At 55.1% G+C, this 18,502-nt stretch carries 14 protein-coding genes and 1 pseudogene; 3 read left to right on the top strand and 12 right to left on the bottom strand.

Annotation, left to right across the window (positions count from 1 at the left end; translation table 11 throughout):
* Position 1: 1 nt before the first annotated feature.
* The 3 genes from GKN89_RS23635 (at position 2) to GKN89_RS23625 (ending at position 3,436) form a co-directional block, all read left to right on the top strand.
* Entirely contained in the window at positions 2–781 is a 780-nt protein-coding gene (locus GKN89_RS23635; protein WP_154747886.1) for a thiazole synthase, read from the top strand.
* Positions 781–1,914 carry a 2-iminoacetate synthase ThiH gene (gene thiH / locus GKN89_RS23630; RefSeq protein ID WP_154747885.1) on the top strand — a complete coding sequence of 378 codons (1,134 nt, stop codon included), beginning with the start codon at positions 781–783 and terminating at the stop codon, positions 1,912–1,914. The genes GKN89_RS23635 and thiH overlap by 1 nt, the downstream gene beginning before the upstream one ends.
* Positions 1,915–2,740: 826 nt before the next feature.
* The gene (locus tag GKN89_RS23625; RefSeq protein ID WP_230329031.1) at positions 2,741–3,436 is read left to right on the top strand and encodes a response regulator; all 696 of its coding nucleotides are present in this window, start codon (positions 2,741–2,743) and stop codon (positions 3,434–3,436) included.
* Here the strand turns inward: GKN89_RS23625 and GKN89_RS23620 are convergent.
* The 12 genes and pseudogenes from GKN89_RS23620 to tuf form a co-directional block, all read right to left on the bottom strand.
* A complete protein-coding gene (locus tag GKN89_RS23620) occupies positions 3,422–4,696 on the bottom strand; it encodes a sensor histidine kinase KdpD (RefSeq protein ID WP_154747883.1) in 1,275 nt (424 codons plus the stop codon). The two genes, GKN89_RS23625 and GKN89_RS23620, sit on opposite strands and share 15 nt — an antisense overlap.
* A 1-nt stretch (position 4,697) precedes the next feature.
* Entirely contained in the window at positions 4,698–5,162 is a 465-nt protein-coding gene (locus GKN89_RS23615) for a hypothetical protein (protein WP_063917919.1), read from the bottom strand.
* Complete coding sequence (locus tag GKN89_RS23610; protein ID WP_074053647.1) at positions 5,162–5,608, bottom strand: N-acetyltransferase; 447 nt, start codon at positions 5,606–5,608, stop codon at positions 5,162–5,164. The genes GKN89_RS23615 and GKN89_RS23610 overlap by 1 nt, the downstream gene beginning before the upstream one ends.
* Before the next feature lie 168 nt (positions 5,609–5,776).
* Positions 5,777–10,000 carry a DNA-directed RNA polymerase subunit beta' gene (rpoC, locus tag GKN89_RS23605; protein WP_019456442.1) on the bottom strand — a complete coding sequence of 1,408 codons (4,224 nt, stop codon included), beginning with the start codon at positions 9,998–10,000 and terminating at the stop codon, positions 5,777–5,779.
* A gap of 118 nt (positions 10,001–10,118) precedes the next feature.
* Positions 10,119–14,147, bottom strand: a complete 4,029-nt coding sequence (gene rpoB / locus GKN89_RS23600) for a DNA-directed RNA polymerase subunit beta (protein WP_004929900.1) — start codon at positions 14,145–14,147, stop codon at positions 10,119–10,121.
* Positions 14,148–14,479: 332 nt separating this feature from the next.
* Positions 14,480–14,845, bottom strand: coding sequence for a 50S ribosomal protein L7/L12 (gene rplL, locus GKN89_RS23595; RefSeq protein WP_004929903.1), 366 nt, complete (start codon positions 14,843–14,845; stop codon positions 14,480–14,482).
* A 63-nt stretch (positions 14,846–14,908) separates the two neighbouring features.
* A complete protein-coding gene (rplJ, locus tag GKN89_RS23590) occupies positions 14,909–15,406 on the bottom strand; it encodes a 50S ribosomal protein L10 (protein ID WP_004929905.1) in 498 nt (165 codons plus the stop codon).
* A 337-nt stretch (positions 15,407–15,743) separates the two neighbouring features.
* The gene (gene rplA / locus GKN89_RS23585) at positions 15,744–16,448 is read right to left on the bottom strand and encodes a 50S ribosomal protein L1 (protein WP_019456443.1); all 705 of its coding nucleotides are present in this window, start codon (positions 16,446–16,448) and stop codon (positions 15,744–15,746) included.
* 3 nt (positions 16,449–16,451) lie between these two features.
* Positions 16,452–16,880 (bottom strand): 50S ribosomal protein L11, encoded by a 429-nt coding sequence (gene rplK, locus GKN89_RS23580; protein ID WP_004929911.1) that lies wholly within the window; start codon positions 16,878–16,880, stop codon positions 16,452–16,454.
* 165 nt (positions 16,881–17,045) lie between these two features.
* Positions 17,046–17,591 carry a transcription termination/antitermination protein NusG gene (gene nusG / locus GKN89_RS23575; protein ID WP_004929914.1) on the bottom strand — a complete coding sequence of 182 codons (546 nt, stop codon included), beginning with the start codon at positions 17,589–17,591 and terminating at the stop codon, positions 17,046–17,048.
* 1 nt (position 17,592) lies between these two features.
* A complete protein-coding gene (gene secE, locus GKN89_RS23570; RefSeq protein WP_004929916.1) occupies positions 17,593–17,976 on the bottom strand; it encodes a preprotein translocase subunit SecE in 384 nt (127 codons plus the stop codon).
* 300 nt (positions 17,977–18,276) lie between these two features.
* Positions 18,277–18,502, bottom strand: a pseudogene (gene tuf, locus GKN89_RS23565) (elongation factor Tu); the annotation flags it as partial.

The raw sequence follows: 18,502 nt of genomic DNA, 5'->3' as shown, positions 1-18,502 counted from the left end.
CATGCTGAAAATCGCCGATACCACTTTCTCTTCTCGTCTGTTCACCGGCACCGGCAAGTTCGCCACGCCGGCGTTAATGCTGGAGGCGCTGGCGGCCTCCGGTTCGCAGCTGGTGACCATGGCCATGAAGCGCGTCGATCTGCGCGGCGGCAATGACGCCATTTTGGCGCCGCTGCAGCAGTTGGGCGTCAGGCTGTTGCCCAACACCTCCGGCGCCAAAACCGCCGCCGAGGCGGTGTTCGCCGCCCGGCTGGCGCGCGAAGCGCTCGGCACCCACTGGGTGAAACTGGAGATCCATCCCGATGTGAAATACCTGCTGCCGGATCCGATAGAAACGCTGAAGGCGGCGGAAACGCTGGTGAAAGACGGGTTTGTCGTGCTGCCTTACTGCGGCGCCGATCCGGTGCTGTGCAAGCGGCTGGAAGAGGTGGGCTGTGCGGCGGTGATGCCGCTCGGCGCACCTATCGGCTCCAACCGCGGTCTGCGCACCCGCGACTTCCTCGAGATCATCATTGAGCAAGCCAGGGTGCCGGTGGTGGTCGACGCCGGCATCGGCGCGCCGAGCCACGCGCTGGAAGCGATGGAGCTGGGCGCCGACGCGGTGCTGGTGAATACCGCCATCGCCGTGGCGCGCGATCCGGTGCAAATGGCGCAGGCGTTTCGCCTGGCGCTGGAGGCCGGCGAGCTGGCGCGCAGCGCCGGGTTAGGCGCGAGCCAGCGCGGCGCGGTCGCCTCCAGCCCGCTGACCGCCTTCCTCAGCCAACCCGAGGAGGCGCAGTGATGGCCGACGACTTCAGTAGCCGCTTGCAACAGCTGGATTGGGACGACATTACGCTGCGCATCAACGGCAAAACCGCGCGCGACGTGGAACGTGCGTTGAACGCCGACAAGCTGACGCGCGACGACTTTATGGCTCTGATCTCCCCCGCCGCCGCGCCGTACCTGGAACCGCTGGCGCAGCGCGCGCAGCAGCTGACCCGGCAGCGGTTCGGCAACGTCGTCAGCTTCTATGTGCCGCTGTACCTGTCCAACCTGTGCGCCAACGACTGCACCTACTGCGGCTTTTCGATGAGCAACCGCATCAAGCGCAAAACGCTGGATGCGGCGGAGATCGCCCGCGAATGCGCAGCCATCCAGGCGTTGGGGTTCGAGCATCTGTTGCTGGTCACCGGCGAACATCAGACCAAGGTCGGCATGGACTATTTCCGCCAGCACATTCCGGCGATCCGCCGCCACTTCAGCTCGCTGATGATGGAAGTGCAGCCGCTGGCGCAAGAAGAGTACGCCGAACTGAAAACGCTGGGCCTGGACGGCGTGCTGGTGTATCAGGAAACCTACCATCCGGCCACCTATCTGCAGCACCACCTGCGCGGCCAGAAGCAGGATTTCCATTGGCGCCTGGCCACGCCGGATCGCCTGGGGCGCGCCGGTATCGACAAGATCGGCCTCGGCGCGTTGATCGGCCTGTCCAACAGCTGGCGCACCGACTGCTACCTGCTGGCGGAACATCTGTTCTACCTGCAGCAAACCTACTGGCAGAGCCGTTACTCGATCTCGTTTCCACGCCTGCGCCCCTGCGCCGGCGGCATCGAACCGGCGTCTATCATGAGCGAGCCTCAGCTGGTGCAACTGATCTGCGCCTTCCGGCTGTTCGCGCCGGACGTTGAGCTGTCGCTGTCTACGCGTGAGTCGCCGTACTTCCGCGATCATATGATCCCGGTGGCGATCAACAGCGTCAGCGCCGGATCCAAGACGCAACCCGGCGGCTATGCCGACGACGTGCCGCCTGAACTGGAGCAGTTCGAGCCGCACGACGGCCGCACGCCGCAGCAGGTCGCCGAGGCCATCAGCAACGCCGGGCTGCAGCCGGTGTGGAAAGACTGGGACGGTTATCTGGGACGCGGCGCGCAATAAACGGCAACGTTTACCGCCGTGTGAAGAAAACGCTGGAGCGGCCGCGCAATGCCGAACGGTGGTGCTGGCGCCGACAAACGCGCCGATTATAGTGACGTTGCCGGCCGCCAAACCCGGCGCCGGCCGGGGCCGTTACCCTCTCGATGGTCCCGCCTTATCCCACCCCGGATCGCGCGGAGATTCTCTGCGCGACTCCGGTTCCTCACCAACGGCGACGCCGCATTCTCTTTTGAATTTGCGCCGGTGGGGCATGTGGACAGGCAGTTTTGGCGACTCGGCTGACAGGAGTAACGGCGTTCTGCAATAACTCAGAGTGAGATGCAAAGGGCGGCGGTTACCACAGACAGTGGAGAGCATGGAAAAAGAAGGCACAGCAAAGAAGGTACGGCGACAAGAGAAGCTTGAAGGATAATCCCCGGTGCTGCCAATGGCCCTGGTGTTGGCCGCGGATCTTTTTGCCGCCTGCTCCCTGCTTACGGACAAGAGCAGGCGGTTTATTTTGTGAGACTGGCACCCCCCCAGGACGCGAATCACACAGTATGTGCGCTAATTAATCATATAAACGATTAAATGTGAATGTCTTTTGAGTGTTTTTTTATTTATTATCGAGTGTGTTTTGAGTTTGCCAAGGAAAATCAAACTGATATCACCGCAATACCCGAGGCTTCATCTATAATCCAGCACGGGTCCTCGCGCAGATTTTGCAACGCTCGCGGTCAACATCAAAAAAGCCAGGGTTGTCATGAAGAAAACGCCAAATTACATCGATGCAATCAGCGCGTTGCTCACTCTGAAAGGAGTTGGCGACAGAAAACATGCCTCCACGATGGCCAACATACTGAACCTCCAATACAACAGCGCCAAGCAGAAACTGGATGGCAAAAGAGGCATCACCCTCGACGAAGTGAAAAAGGTTTTTCAGTATTTCAACGAGCCGTTTGCCGGCCAAAGGACGCATAACGGCGTCTTTATCATGAACAGCATTCACAAGCGCTGTAACATTGAGGTCGACCAACACCCGGTCACACACGCAAACGACGACGAAACCTACGCCTGCAAAAAAGACGATCTTTTCATCATCAATACCAGCCGAGATACGCAGGCCGAATTACCGCTGTATAGAGTCAACAAGATAGACTTTCTGCCGGCCCCGCGCATCGCCATCCTGGATAATGACAGCGATATCCTCGAACTTCTGAAGAAGATCGCCAGCCGATACGGCATTGAGACCGAAACCTTCCAAACGGCGGACGCCATGCTGGCCGCGCTGGAGCAGCAGTCCTTTGAGGCGTTTATTTTGGACTGGCTGTTGGACTTCGGCGAGACCTCCGAACGCGTGGTGAAGAAAATTAAAGACGCCCTCGATCCGCACGCCCGCATCATTATTCTCACCGGCCAACTGAACCACTACGAGAAGAACATCGGCGACATGATCCTGCACTATGACGTGCACCTGGTGGAAAAACCGACCAAACCGCTGATTATCTCCTCACTGCTGCTGTCGAACCTATTCTTTAATTAGCTTGACCGGAATGCGAATAAAAAACGATGAGCCAACGCCTTCGACAGATTTAACCCTGATGGTGCCTTTCATCGTCGTGACATAATTTTTGATAATGGTCAGCCCCAGCCCCAATCCCTGCCGCGTTTCTTTTTCTACGCCCTGGTTAAACGCCTTATATAACCGATCCAGATTATTGACGTTAAACCCAATGCCATTGTCTTTCACCCGTAAATACAGATGGCCGTGGCACACCTTCACATTGAGGCTGACCACGCCGTGGTGCGTAAACTTGTCCGCATTGCTGAGCAAATTGGCCATTATCCGGTAGAGCTTGTACTTATCGGAGCCGATAGGCGCACGATAAGACGAACGGTGGATCTCGAGGCGGTTGCCGCGCCCGGTGCCGATACCGGTCACGGCATCGTCCACCACGTCATTCAGCCGGAAGGTGGAAATATTGACTTTGACCTCCCCCATCTCAAGCCGCGAGTAATCCATCACCTCGCGCGTTTGTTCGGCTATCTTATTGCCGTGATAGGAAATCAGGCGGGCCTCTTTTTTCAGCTCCTCCTGCGCCAGCTCATGCTCCATGATGTCCGCGGCAATGACGATAGCCTGGGTCGAGCCGGCGATCTCGTGGTAGATGGAAGAGATGAAAATGTTCTTGTTCTTGATGATCTCTTTTAACGAGAAGGCATTTCTCAACACCAGGAACATCATCAGGAATACCAAAATCAGCGAAAAGAAGGCGAACATCTCGGCTTTACTCGAATTATCCTGGATGATGCCTTTCACTTCGGTAAAGTTTTTGATCTGTATCCGATAGATAATCTCCTGGATATCAACCAGCGTGCCTTCGATGTCATCCATATAGGCGAGAATATCCGCCTTGCTTTTCTGCCCCGCCAGCAAGCCGGCGGAGAGGCCGTCTAACGTGCGGTACTGTTGCTTCAGCAGTGCGACATTCTTGATAAATTCGTCGTCGTAATAAAATGAGTCGCTGAAGGTCGAGCGGCTCTCCAGGATCTGGATCTTTGAGTAAAAGATTTTCTTTTTGATCAGGAAGGCGTCGTAGTCGTTATTTTCACTGAGCAGCAACGCGGTTTTGCTCCTTTCGAACGCCAAAAAAAGGATCTCGGCCACCGAGTAATTGTCCAGATTGGGTTCGATCTGCTTATAACGATCTTTTACGCCGCCGAAATTAATGGCAATCAACAAAATTAATAGGGAGAAGATGGCAACCAACGCGATAAGAGTACCGATCAGTTTCTTGCTCATCTTACTTAATCTCCAACCGTTTGACCTGCCAGACGGTTTTCGCATTCACGTCCAGATTATTCAACTCGGCATATTGATCGCGCGGATAGATAATGGCGAACGGCCCCAGTTCCCCAACGTCGATCGGCTTACCGCCGCGCTGATAGGCGACGATCACGCGATATTTAATCATCTCGTCAATCGGCATTGAGTAGGAATAATCGTCCCAGGCGAAAGCACGCACCGCCTGACCTTGCAGATGATAGGCTTTCACCAGCTCCGCAAACTCAACGCCGGTGAACGTATCTTCCGGGGTGAAATTGGTCGAGGTTTTGATCGTGTGCGGCGGCATCGCCTCCAGCATCTGCCGGGTTATCTTGATCTTCTCGCCATCGAGCGGTTTCAGGTAAAAATAGTCAACCGCCGCATACAGCGGCGCGCAGAACAGCGAAAACAGCAGCAGCGTCATCAATCCTTTGATTTTCATTATTCACCCTCTTTGCGTTTCACCAGTTCGGCCTGGCCGAATTCATCCTGCCCGACCACGACCCAGCCATGATGTTGATAAAAGCCTTCGGCCCTGGAGCCCGGATCGGTGGTTAAGTGGATCGCCTCGGCGCCGTGCTCAAACATCCAGGCGGTGACTCGCGCCAACAAGGCGGAGCCGATCCCCAGCGATTGGTATTCCGGCTTCACGAACAGGCCGCCGATCAGCGGTTCGGGGATGAACAGCCCGAATCCCACGCCGGCATAGTCATCGCCATGCTTGCAGATCCAGCCGCCGCCCTGATTGATGTCCTCCAGCGCCTGTTTGCGCTGCAGATACTGAATCTGATGCGGATGCAGCAGGTTTTCTTCGACGGAAAAACGGATCTCATACAGGTAAGGCAGGTGTTGCGCCGTCAGTTTTTCGAAGGTGAGGAGGCTGTCCATGTTTCGCACTGTCCTTGGTTGTCAGATAAAAAGCGCAGGTCAATTCTGCTGTAACCATAGTAGCAAAGTTTGTCATAACCCGATGCGAGGCGAAAAAAAACCGCCCCCGAAGGAGCGGTTTATCTGGCGATGGGGCCCGGCATGCCGGGCCCGCGGCGCGGATGACGATTACTCGTCGTCGCTGCCGCCCAGGCCTGCGTTGAGCAGTTCGGCCAGGTTAGCCGTCGCTTCTTCCGCGCTGACTTGCGGAACAACCGGCGTTTCACCCTGAGCACGACGACGCATGCGGTCCTGATGATAAGCGTAACCGGTACCGGCTGGGATCAGACGGCCCACAATGACGTTCTCTTTCAGGCCACGCAGTTCATCACGCTTGCCGGCTACGGCAGCTTCGGTCAGAACGCGCGTCGTTTCCTGGAACGATGCGGCGGAGATGAAGGACTCGGTCGCCAAGGATGCCTTGGTGATACCCAGCAGATCGCGCGAGAAGGTTGCCGCGATTTTACCTTCAGCTTCCAGCTGACGGTTGGCAATCTTGACGCGAGACACTTCAGCCTGCTCGCCTTCCAGGAACTCGGAGCCACCAGCGCTAACGATAGTGCCTTTACGCAGCATCTGACGAACGATAACTTCGATGTGCTTATCGTTAATCTTAACGCCTTGCAGACGGTAAACTTCCTGCACTTCGTTGGTGATGTAGCGGGTAACCGCATGCACGCCACGCAGACGCAGAATGTCGTGCGGAGACTCTGGGCCGTCGGATACGACGTCGCCACGTTCCACCACTTCGCCTTCGAACACGTTGAGCTGACGCCATTTCGGAATCATCTCTTCGTAAGCGTCGCTGCCGTCCAGCGGAGAGATCACCAGGCGACGTTTGCCTTTGGTCTCTTTACCGAACGAGATAATCCCGCTGATTTCAGCCAGGATTGCCGGCTCTTTCGGACGACGTGCTTCGAACAGGTCGGCAACGCGCGGCAGACCACCGGTAATATCCTTGGTACCGCCGGATTCCTGAGGAATACGCGCCAGGGTATCACCCGCACCGATCTGAATGCCGTCTTCCAGCTGAACGATCGCTTTGCCCGGCAGGAAGTATTGAGCAGGCATATCAGTACCTGGGATCAATACGTCTTCGCCCTGAGCGTCAACGATTTTCAGTGCCGGACGCAGGTCTTTACCGCTACCGGTACGCTCTGCGCTGTCCAGAACTACCAGAGAAGACAAACCGGTCAGTTCGTCGGTCTGGCGAGTAATGGTCTGGCCGTCAACCATGTCCGCGAAGCGAATGAAGCCGCTGACTTCACTGATGACCGGCATGGTGTGCGGATCCCAGTTAGCAACGGTTTCGCCGCCGTTAACTTCTTCACCGTCGCCTTTGCCCATCACGGCGCCGTAAGGCACCTTGTAGCTTTCTTTGGTACGGCCGAATTCGTCGATCAGTTTCAGTTCGGTGTTACGCGAGGTAATTACCAGCTTGCCTGCGGCGTTCATAACGAACTTCGCGTTGCTCAGCTTGAGGCTACCCTTGTTTTTCACCTGGATGCTGGATTCAGCAGCCGCACGAGATGCCGCACCACCGATGTGGAACGTACGCATCGTCAGCTGTGTACCCGGCTCACCGATGGACTGTGCCGCGATAACGCCGATGGCTTCACCCTTGTTGATGATGTGGCCACGTGCCAGGTCGCGACCGTAGCAGTTTGCACACACACCAAAGTCGGTTTCACAGCTCACCACGGAACGGACTTTAACGCTGTCGACAGAGTTCTCTTCCAACAGGTCACACGCCTTCTCGTTCAGCAGGGTGTTGCGTGGCACCAGAATGTCCGCCGTACCCGGCTTGAGGACGTCTTCTGCCGTCACACGGCCCAGAACGCGTTCACGCAGCGGCTCTTTCACGTCGCCACCTTCGATAACCGGAGTCATCAGGATGCCGTCGTGGGTGCCACAGTCGTCTTCGGTCACCACCAGATCCTGCGCCACGTCAACCAGACGACGGGTCAGATAACCGGAGTTCGCGGTTTTCAGTGCGGTATCCGCCAGACCTTTACGAGCACCGTGGGTGGAGATGAAGTACTGGAGTACGTTCAGACCTTCACGGAAGTTCGCGGTGATTGGCGTTTCGATGATGGAGCCGTCCGGCTTCGCCATCAGACCACGCATACCGGCCAGCTGACGAATCTGAGCGGCGGAACCACGCGCACCGGAGTCGGCCATCATAAAGATGCTGTTGAAGGAAACTTGCTGTTCCACTTCGCCGTCACGGTTAACCACGTCTTCGACCGACAGGTTTTCCATCATCGCTTTCGCAACGCGTTCGTTCGCTGCAGCCCAGATATCGATCACTTTGTTGTAGCGTTCGCCGGCGGTAACCAGACCAGACTGGAACTGCTCCTGGATCTCGGCAACTTCGGTTTCCGCTTCTTCGATGATCTCCGCTTTCTTGGCCGGGATAACCATGTCGTCGATACCTACGGAAGCGCCGGAACGGGCTGCGTAAGCAAAACCGGTGTACATGATCTGGTCAGCAAAGATAACGGTCGGCTTCAGGCCCAGGATGCGGTAACAGGTGTTCAGCATCTTGGAGATCGCTTTCTTGCCCAAAGGCTGGTTAACGATCGCGTACGGCAGACCTTTCGGTACGATCATCCACAGGATGGCGCGGCCGATGGTGGTGTCGATGATGCTGGTCTGAGAGGTCCATTCGCCTTCGGCGTTCTTGACGTCTTCGGTGATACGCACTTTAACGCGCGCATGCAGAGACGCCAGGCCGGCGCGGTAAACACGCTCAGCTTCTTTGGAACCGTTCAGCACCATGCCTTCGCCTTTGGCGTTAACACAGTCGCGGGTCATGTAGTACAGACCCAGTACAACGTCCTGAGAAGGAACGATGATTGGCTCGCCGTTCGCTGGGGACAGGATGTTGTTGGTGGACATCATCAGCGCACGCGCTTCCAGCTGGGCTTCCAGCGTCAGCGGTACGTGAACAGCCATCTGGTCACCATCGAAGTCGGCGTTATAGGCCGCACAAACCAGCGGGTGCAGCTGGATCGCTTTACCTTCGATCAGAACCGGTTCAAACGCCTGGATACCCAAACGGTGCAGGGTTGGTGCACGGTTCAGCAGTACCGGGTGTTCGCGGATCACTTCGTCCAGGATATCCCAAACGACGGCTTCTTCACGCTCAACCATTTTCTTGGCGGCTTTGATGGTGGTGGCCAGGCCACGCAGCTCCAACTTGCCGTAGATGAACGGTTTGAACAGCTCCAGCGCCATCTTCTTAGGCAGACCGCACTGATGCAGACGCAGGTATGGACCTACGGTGATTACGGAACGGCCGGAGTAGTCAACGCGTTTACCGAGCAGGTTCTGACGGAAACGACCCTGCTTACCTTTGATCATGTCGGCCAAAGATTTCAGAGGACGTTTGTTGGAACCGGTGATCGCACGACCGCGACGGCCGTTATCCAGCAGGGCGTCTACCGCTTCTTGCAGCATACGCTTTTCGTTGCGCACGATGATGTCAGGCGCAGCCAGATCCAGCAGGCGTTTCAGACGGTTGTTACGGTTGATCACGCGGCGATACAGATCGTTCAGATCCGACGTCGCGAAACGGCCGCCATCCAGCGGAACCAGAGGACGCAGATCCGGCGGCAGTACCGGCAGCACGGTCAGGATCATCCACTCCGGCTTGTTACCGGACTGTACGAACGCTTCCAGCAGCTTGATACGCTTGGTCAGCTTCTTGCGCTTGGTTTCGGAGTTGGTTTCGTTCAGCTCTTCACGCAGCTGCTCGCACTCGGCTTCCAGATCCATGTTTTTCAACAGGGCCTGAATAGCTTCCGCACCCATCTTGGCGTCGAATTCGTCACCGAACTCTTCCAGCGCGTCCAGATACTGCTCTTCGGTCAGGATCTGACGACGCTCGAGGTTGGTCATACCGCCTTCGACCACCACATAGGATTCGAAGTACAGTACGCGTTCGATGTCACGCAGCGGCATATCCAGCAGCAAACCGATGCGGGATGGCAGCGATTTCAGGAACCAGATGTGCGCGGTCGGCGAAGCCAGCTCGATGTGGCCCATGCGCTCACGGCGCACTTTGGTCTGGGTCACTTCAACGCCGCACTTCTCACAGATCACGCCGCGGTGTTTCAAGCGCTTGTACTTACCGCACAGGCACTCGTAATCTTTTACCGGCCCGAAGATACGGGCGCAGAAAAGGCCGTCACGTTCAGGTTTGAACGTACGGTAGTTAATGGTTTCCGGCTTCTTAACTTCACCGAACGACCACGAACGGATCATGTCTGGCGAGGCCAGAGCAATCTTGATCGCATCAAACTCTTCGGTCTTAGTTTGCGCTTTCAGAAACTTCAATAAGTCTTTCACGGATTGGCTCCTGTCGGAGTTAAACCTGTTGGGTACCCACAACCGCAGTAGGTACCCGTGTGACCTGAACAACCACCCTCAGGCTCCCTTAGGCGGGGAGCCTGAGCCGGCATGACGATTACTCGTCTTCCAGTTCGATGTTGATGCCGAGCGAGCGGATTTCTTTCAACAGTACGTTGAAGGATTCCGGCATGCCTGGCTCCATCCGGTGATCGCCATCCACGATGTTTTTGTACATCTTGGTACGGCCGTTAACGTCATCCGACTTAACGGTGAGCATTTCCTGCAGGGTATAAGCCGCGCCGTATGCTTCCAGTGCCCACACTTCCATCTCACCGAAGCGTTGACCACCGAACTGCGCCTTACCACCCAGAGGTTGCTGAGTAACCAAGCTGTAAGAACCGGTTGAACGGGCGTGCATTTTATCGTCAACCAAGTGGTTCAGTTTCAGCATGTACATATAGCCGACAGTAACCTGGCGCTCGAATTGCTCACCGGTACGGCCATCGAACAGCGTGATCTGACCGGAGGTCGGGATTCCGCCCATTTCCAGCAGCTTCTTGATTTCAGTCTCTTTCGCACCGTCAAACACCGGCGTTGCGATCGGCATACCTTTTTTCAGGTTCTCTGCCAGACGCAGCACTTCGTCGTCGCTGAAGGTGTTCAGGTCAACTTTCTGGCAAACGTCGTCGCCCAGATCGTAGGCCTTCTGGATGAACTCACGCAGCTTGGCCACTTCCTGCTGCTGCTTCAGCATTTGGTTGATCTTCTCACCAATGCCTTTCGCAGCCATACCCAGGTGGGTTTCCAGGATCTGACCGATGTTCATACGTGATGGTACGCCCAGCGGGTTCAGTACGATGTCTACCGGCGTGCCGTTTTCATCGTAAGGCATATCTTCGATCGGGTTGATCTTGGAGATAACACCCTTGTTACCGTGGCGGCCCGCCATCTTGTCACCCGGTTGGATCTGACGTTTAACGGCCAGATAAACCTTGACGATTTTCAGCACGCCCGGCGCCAGATCGTCGCCCTGAGTGATCTTACGACGCTTGGCTTCCAGCTTCTTCTCGAAGTCGGATTTCAGTTCGTCGTACTGCTCAGCCAGCTGCTCCAGCTGGTTTTGCTTCTCTTCGTCGGTCAGGCCCAGTTCCAGCCAGCGATCGCGCGGCAGTTTGCTCAGCTTGTCGGCTTCGATGCCACCGGCAACCAGCACCGCGTGGATACGTGCGAACAGGCCGGCTTCCAGGATCTGCAGTTCTTCAGTCAGGTCTTTCTTCGCCTGCTTCAGCTGCATCTCTTCGATTTCCAACGCGCGCTTGTCTTTTTCCACGCCATCGCGTGTGAAGACCTGCACGTCGATAACCGTACCGGAAACGCCGTTCGGTACACGCAGAGAAGAGTCTTTAACGTCAGACGCTTTCTCACCGAAGATCGCACGCAGCAGTTTCTCTTCCGGCGTCAGCTGGGTTTCGCCTTTAGGCGTTACCTTACCGACCAGAATGTCGCCGCCAGTCACTTCAGCACCGATATACACGATACCGGATTCATCCAGTTTGGAGAGCGCAGCTTCACCCACGTTAGGGATGTCGGCAGTGATCTCTTCAGGCCCCAGCTTGGTGTCGCGAGACACGCACGCCAGTTCCTGGATATGGATGGTGGTGAAGCGATCTTCCTGCACCACGCGCTCGGAGACCAAGATGGAGTCTTCGAAGTTGTAGCCGTTCCAAGGCATGAACGCTACGCGCATGTTCTGGCCCAGTGCCAGTTCGCCCAGGTCTGTCGATGGGCCATCCGCCAGCACGTCGCCGCGCTCGATTGGCTCACCCAGATTCACACACGGCATCTGGTTGATGCAGGTGTTCTGGTTAGAACGGGTGTACTTGGTCAGGTTGTAAATATCGATACCTGCTTCGCCCGGGTACATCTCGTCTTCGTTAACTTTGATAACGATACGGGAAGCATCCACGTACTGGATCACACCACCGCGTTTGGCAACGGCGGTTACGCCGGAGTCAACCGCTACAGCGCGTTCCATACCGGTACCGACCAGCGGCTTGTCAGCGCGCAGGGTTGGTACGGCCTGACGTTGCATGTTCGCACCCATCAATGCACGGTTGGCGTCATCGTGTTCCAGGAATGGAATCAGTGAGGCACCAACGGAAACAACCTGTTGGGTGGATACGTCCATGTAGTCAACCTGGTCGCGGCTGAACAGGCTTGATTCGCCTTTGCTACGACAGGTGACCAGGTCTTCTACGAAGCGGCCTTCTTCATCCAGGTTGGAGTTCGCCTGGGCGATAACGAAGTTGCCTTCTTCAATAGCAGACAGGTAGTTGATTTCATCGGTCACCACGCCGTCACGCACGCGGCGGTACGGGGTTTCCAGGAAGCCATACTCGTTAGTCTGTGCGTACACGGACAGGGAGTTGATCAGACCGATGTTTGGACCTTCCGGCGTTTCGATTGGGCACACGCGGCCGTAGTGGGTCGGGTGTACGTCTCGAACTTCAAAGCCGGCGCGCTCACGGGTCAGACCGCCCGGGCCCAGTGCGGAGATACGACGCTTGTGCGTGATCTCGGACAACGGGTTGTTCTGGTCCATGAACTGGGACAGCTGGCTGGAGCCGAAGAACTCTTTCACCGCCGCCGAAATCGGCTTGGCGTTGATCATGTCCTGAGGCATCAGGGTATCCAGATCGCCCAGAGACAGACGCTCTTTCACCGCACGCTCAACACGCACCAGACCTACGCGGAACTGGTTCTCGGCCATTTCGCCGACGGAGCGGATACGACGGTTGCCCAAGTGGTCGATATCGTCCACTTCGCCCTTGCCGTTACGGATATCGATGAGCTTCTTCATCACTTCGATGATGTCGTCTTTGCTCAGGATGCCCGAACCTTCGATCTCGTCGCGCAGCAGAGAACGGTTGAACTTCATACGGCCAACCGCGGACAGATCGTAGCGGTCTTCGGAGAAGAACAGGTTCTCGAACAGGCTTTCGGCAGCTTCGCGCGTTGGCGGCTCACCAGGACGCATCATGCGGTAGATTTCTACCAGCGAGCTCAGACGATCGTTGGTCGGATCGACACGCAGCGTTTCAGAGATGTACGCGCCGTGGTCCAGATCGTTGGTGAACAGCGTTTCGATGCGCTTGTGGCCAGACTGGCTCAGCTTGGCCAGCAGATCCAGCGACAGCTCCATGTTGGCTGCGCAGATCAGTTCGCCGGTATTGGTATCGATATAGTCTTTCGCGACCACTTTGCCCGCGATGTACTCTACCGGTACTTCAATGCTCTGAATGTCGTCTTTTTCCAGCTGACGGATATGACGAGCGGTGATGCGACGGCCTTTCTCTACGTAGATCTTGCCGTTGGCTTCGATATCGAACGAAGCGGTCTCACCACGCAGGCGCTCAGGCACCAGCTCCATCTGCAGCTTGTTGTCGCGGATTTCGAAGACGATCTTGTCAAAGAACAGGTCGAGGATCTGTTCAGTGGTGTAGTTCAGCGCGCGCAGAATGATGGTCGCAGGCAGTTTGCGGCGACGGTCAATACGCACGAACAGGTTGTCTTTCGGATCGAACTCGAAGTCCAACCATGAACCGCGGTAAGGGATGATGCGTGCGTTGTACAGCACTTTACCCGAGGAGTGGGTTTTACCCTTATCGCTGTCGAAGAATACGCCAGGACTACGGTGCAACTGAGATACGATAACCCTCTCAGTACCGTTGATCACAAAGGTGCCGTTTTCGGTCATGAGCGGAATTTCGCCCATGTAGACTTCTTGTTCCTTGATGTCTTTGACCGTACCTTCAGGCGCTTCGCGCTCATAGATAACCAGGCGCAGTTTTACGCGCAGCGGTGCAGAGAACGTCACACCACGGATCTGGCACTCTTTGACGTCGAAGACCGGCTCACCAAGACGGTAGCTAACGTATTGCAGCTCCGAATTGCCACTGTAGCTCTGGATAGGGAAAACAGAACGGAATGCGGCTTCAAGGCCGTACTGCCCTTCTGGATCTTGCTCGATAAACTTCTGGAACGAGTCAAGCTGGATAGAAAGGAGATATGGTATGTCCAGCACTTGTGGACGTTTACCAAAATCCTTACGAATACGTTTTTTCTCGGTATAGGAGTAAACCATAGGGTTCCTCAGCTCGCTGATCAGTGACCCAATCTGTCCGTCCGATTAGGGACAGTTCATGCAACACCGTTTTGTCGACCGGAAAGCGGGAACACTTTCCGCAATGTCTCTTGCTATCACGCTTAAACCATTTCATCGCGCCTTCCCCCAGAACTCCTGGTAGTGCAAAGACCGCGGTATATTAAGTCGTCAATAGAAACAAACATTGGGAGGCGAAACCAGCAGCCAAACAGTGTGAAACGCTACTGGCGCCCTACAGCGCAAAAAGGCTGGTGACTAAAAAGTCACCAGCCATCAGCCTAAAAGACTAGGCTGCAACCGGAAAGGTTGGCTTATTTAACTTCAACTTCTGCGCCAGCTTCTTCCAGAGATTTTTTCAGAGCTTCTGCGTCATCTTTGCTCACGCCTTCTTTCAGAGCGGCTGGAGCAGATTCAACCAGGTCTTTAGCTTCTTTCAGACCCAGGCCGGTAGCGCCACGTACTGCTTTGATAACAGCAACTTTGTTAGCGCCTGCAGCTTTCAGGATAACGTCGAATTCAGTTTTCTCTTCAGCAGCTTCAGCTGGGCCAGCAGCTACAGCTACAGCAGCAGCAGCAGAAACGCCGAATTTTTCTTCCATAGCGGAAACCAGTTCAACAACGTCCATTACGGACATAGCGGCAACTGCTTCCAGGATTTGGTCTTTAGTGATAGACATAACAATTGTTCCTAAAATTCAGAAATAGTTTAAATACGTTAGCAAAGGCTAAGAAAGAGGGGCTTACGCCGCTTCTTTCTGATCGCGTACTGCAGCCAGAGTGCGAACCAGTTTGCCGGCAGCGGCTTCTTTCATGGTTGCCATCAGGCGTGCGATCGCTTCTTCGTAAGTTGGCAGCGTCGCCAGGCGGTCGATTTGCGCCGCTGGGATCAGCTCACCTTCAAAGGCCGCAGCTTTAACCTCGAATTTTGCATTCGCTTTCGCGAACTCTTTGAACAGACGAGCAGCAGCGCCCGGGTGTTCGTGAGAGAATGCAATCAAGGTTGGACCGACAAACGTGTCTTTCAGGCATTCGAATGGAGTGCCTTCAACTACGCGACGCATCAGGGTGTTGCGAACAACACGCATGTAAACGCCAGCTTCACGACCTGCTTTACGCAGTTCAGTCATTTTATCTACGGTAACGCCGCGGGAATCCGCAACAACCGCAGACAGCGCGCCTTTGGCTACTTCGCTGACTTCAGCAACAATCGCTTGTTTGTCTTGAAGATTTAATGCCATTAGCTTTTTGCTCCTGGATTAGCCGGGGAAAATCCCCGGAACTCACTTCACTCGGCGCTTTGTAAAACGCCACGCCGAGCGGCTTAACACGGTGAGCAGAATCCAGCAAAGACATTCTTTTATAAAAAAGAAAAATTTTCTTAGGCTCTGTCACCGTCTACGCAGGAAGGATTAAGTATCTTGCGATACACCTGCGGTCTTGGACGGAGGCCTGGATAGGCCAGGCTCCAACCGAAAAATCTTTGTTTTGCTTACGGCATAGCCAATAGCAAAACCTTGGGGCATAAGATTCTAGACAAATCTCGGCCCCAAGTCAAAGCGATAATCGCAAGTGCGATTAGTTCGCTGCAGCAGACAGACCGCTCTGATCGATAGCAACGCCAGCACCCATGGTGGTGGAGAGGCTAACTTTCTTGATGTACATGCCTTTCGCCTGAGAAGGTTTTGCTTTTTTCAGCGCAACCAGCAGGGCTTCCAGGTTTTCTTTCAGTTTGTCTGCGTCGAAATCAACCTTACCGATAGTGGTATGGATGATGCCGTTTTTGTCGTTACGGTAGCGAACCTGACCTGCTTTAGCGTTTTTCACAGCTTCAGCAACGTTCGGAGTAACGGTACCCACTTTCGGGTTTGGCATCAGGCCGCGTGGACCCAGGATCTGGCCCAGTTGACCTACAACGCGCATTGCATCCGGAGAAGCAATAACAACGTCGAAGTTCATTTCGCCTTTCTTGATCTGGTCAGCCAGATCGTCCATACCTACCAGCTCTGCGCCAGCAGCTTTCGCTGCTTCAGCGTTAGCGCCTTGGGCAAATACGGCAACGCGAACGGAACGACCGGTGCCGTGTGGCAGAACGGTAGCGCCACGAACGTTTTGGTCAGATTTACGAGCGTCGATGCCGAGGTTCACGGCAACGTCAACGCTTTCTACGAATTTAGCGGTGGCCAGCTCTTTCAGCAGAGCAACAGCTTCAGTGATGTCATACTGTTTAGTAGCATCAACTTTGTCACGGATCACGCGCATGCGCTTGGTCAGCTTAGCCATCTCTTAATCCTCCACTACCAGGCCCATGGAACGAGCGGTACCTTCGATGGAGCGAGTCATCGCTTCAACGTCAGAACCAGTCATGTCCGCAGCTTTGGTTTCTGCGATTTCACGTACCTGAGCACGGGTCACTTTACCTACTTTGTCTTTGTTCGGCTTACCGGAACCAGACTTGATACCAGCCGCTTTTTTCAGCAGTACTGCTGCTGGCGGGGTTTTGGTAACGAAAGTGAAGGAGCGATCAGAATAAACGGTAATAACAACCGGAATCGGCAGACCTTTTTCAATGCTGTCAGTCTTAGCATTGAACGCCTTACAGAATTCCATGATGTTAACGCCTTGCTGACCCAGAGCTGGACCAACTGGCGGGCTCGGGTTAGCCATACCAGCTGCAACTTGCAGCTTAACGTAGGCTTGTACTTTCTTGGCCATTTAAATTTCCTCGGTTTGGGTAGTATCGCCTCGTGAGAGGCTCCCCGTGTTTAACCTCGCCGAACAAACGTCAGGCAAGGCATCTAAAAACAAAAGGCGCGAAATTGTAGTTCAATTTCGCGCCTTTGACAAGCGGCAACGGACCGCTTACTGCTGATTATTCGATCAGCCTTTTTCAACCTGGCTGAAGTCCAGTTCCACCGGCGTTGCACGGCCGAAGATGGAAACGGAAACTTTCAGGCGGCTCTTCTCGTAATCGACTTCTTCGACCACGCCGTTGAAATCGGCAAACGGGCCGTCGTTGACGCGCACCAGCTCGCCCGGCTCGAACAGCGTTTTCGGACGCGGCTTGTCACCAACCTGCTGCAGGCGGTTCATGATCGCATCAACTTCTTTATCGCTGATCGGCGCAGGACGGTCAGAAGTACCGCCGATGAACCCCATGACGCGCGGTACGCTGCGCACCAGGTGCCAGCTGGCGTCATTCATTACCATTTGCACCAGCACATAGCCAGGGAAGAACTTACGCTCGCTCTTGCGACGCTGGCCGCCACGGATTTCAACCACTTCTTCCGTAGGCACCATCACTTCGCCGAACAGCTCTTCCATATCGTGCAGTTTGATGTGTTCACGCAGCGATTGCGCTACGCGACCTTCAAAACCGGAAAACGCCTGAACGACGTACCAACGTTTTTTTGGAGCTTCAGACATTTTAGAACCTCAGGCCAGTAATAAACGACACCAGACGGACCAGAATACCATCCAGCCCCCACAGAATCAGTGACATCACGGCGGTTACCGCGGCAACGATCAACGTGGTGTGTAGCGTTTCCTGACGAGTTGGCCAAATCACTTTACGTACTTCGGTACGCGCTTCGCGGGCAAACGCAACGGTGGCTTTGCCTTTGGTGGTCATCAGAGCCACTGCACCAGCAACGGCGATGATCAGCACAACTGCCAGCGCGCGCAATGGCAGGCTTAAATCACGGTAGTAATAGTTACCGACAATAGCCACAACCAACAGAACGGCGACGATCAGCCACTTTGCCGCTTCCAGGCCGCGTCCGCTCCCTTGAGCCTCGGTATTCGCACTCATAAACCAACCTGTCACAATGATGATTCAGAACAAACAACTTTGCCTCGCATTGCGAGGCAAACCAAACCGATCGGATACCGCACTAGCGATATCCCGGTGTTTTACGCTATGACGTATTTCAGTCAATACGGTTTAAGAGCCCATCTCACCAATGATTATGACTGCAAAATCGCTGATGAGATAGGTTCTAGTTCACAGCGTAGAAAAAGGGCATCAAATGATGCCCTTTTACCGCGTGTCGCGTCAAACTTTATCAGCGATTAAGCGATAACTTTGGCAACAACACCAGCGCCAACGNGGCAGTTCGATGGTACCGGTCACGTCAGTAGTACGGAAGTAGAACTGTGGACGGTAGCCTTTGAAGAATGGAGTGTGACGACCACCTTCATCTTTGCTCAGGATGTACACTTCAGATTCGAACTGGGTGTGCGGCTTGATAGAGCCTGGCTTAGCCAGTACCTGACCACGTTCGATTTCTTCACGTTTGATACCACGCAGCAGAACGCCTACGTTCTCACCAGCACGG

The organism is Serratia sp. YC16 (genome assembly GCF_009707615.1).
Lineage (GTDB): Bacteria > Pseudomonadota > Gammaproteobacteria > Enterobacterales > Enterobacteriaceae > Serratia > Serratia surfactantfaciens.
Note: the sequence above shows the minus strand (reverse complement) of the source record. Positions and strands in the feature narration are given on the sequence as shown.

What these genes read in the sequence shown, in the direction of transcription:
- GKN89_RS23635 (WP_154747886.1), top strand. Translation starts at nt 2, where the DNA reads ATGCTGAAAATCGCCGATACCACTTTCTCTTCTCGTCTGTTCACCGGC.
- thiH (WP_154747885.1), top strand. Translation starts at nt 781, where the DNA reads ATGGCCGACGACTTCAGTAGCCGCTTGCAACAGCTGGATTGGGACGAC.
- GKN89_RS23625 (WP_230329031.1), top strand. Translation starts at nt 2,741, where the DNA reads ATGGCCAACATACTGAACCTCCAATACAACAGCGCCAAGCAGAAACTG.
- GKN89_RS23620 (WP_154747883.1), bottom strand. Translation starts at nt 4,696, where the DNA reads ATGAGCAAGAAACTGATCGGTACTCTTATCGCGTTGGTTGCCATCTTC.
- GKN89_RS23615 (WP_063917919.1), bottom strand. Translation starts at nt 5,162, where the DNA reads ATGAAAATCAAAGGATTGATGACGCTGCTGCTGTTTTCGCTGTTCTGC.
- GKN89_RS23610 (WP_074053647.1), bottom strand. Translation starts at nt 5,608, where the DNA reads ATGGACAGCCTCCTCACCTTCGAAAAACTGACGGCGCAACACCTGCCT.
- rpoB (WP_004929900.1), bottom strand. Translation starts at nt 14,147, where the DNA reads ATGGTTTACTCCTATACCGAGAAAAAACGTATTCGTAAGGATTTTGGT.
- rplL (WP_004929903.1), bottom strand. Translation starts at nt 14,845, where the DNA reads ATGTCTATCACTAAAGACCAAATCCTGGAAGCAGTTGCCGCTATGTCC.
- rplJ (WP_004929905.1), bottom strand. Translation starts at nt 15,406, where the DNA reads ATGGCATTAAATCTTCAAGACAAACAAGCGATTGTTGCTGAAGTCAGC.
- rplA (WP_019456443.1), bottom strand. Translation starts at nt 16,448, where the DNA reads ATGGCTAAGCTGACCAAGCGCATGCGCGTGATCCGTGACAAAGTTGAT.
- rplK (WP_004929911.1), bottom strand. Translation starts at nt 16,880, where the DNA reads ATGGCCAAGAAAGTACAAGCCTACGTTAAGCTGCAAGTTGCAGCTGGT.
- nusG (WP_004929914.1), bottom strand. Translation starts at nt 17,591, where the DNA reads ATGTCTGAAGCTCCAAAAAAACGTTGGTACGTCGTTCAGGCGTTTTCC.
- secE (WP_004929916.1), bottom strand. Translation starts at nt 17,976, where the DNA reads ATGAGTGCGAATACCGAGGCTCAAGGGAGCGGACGCGGCCTGGAAGCG.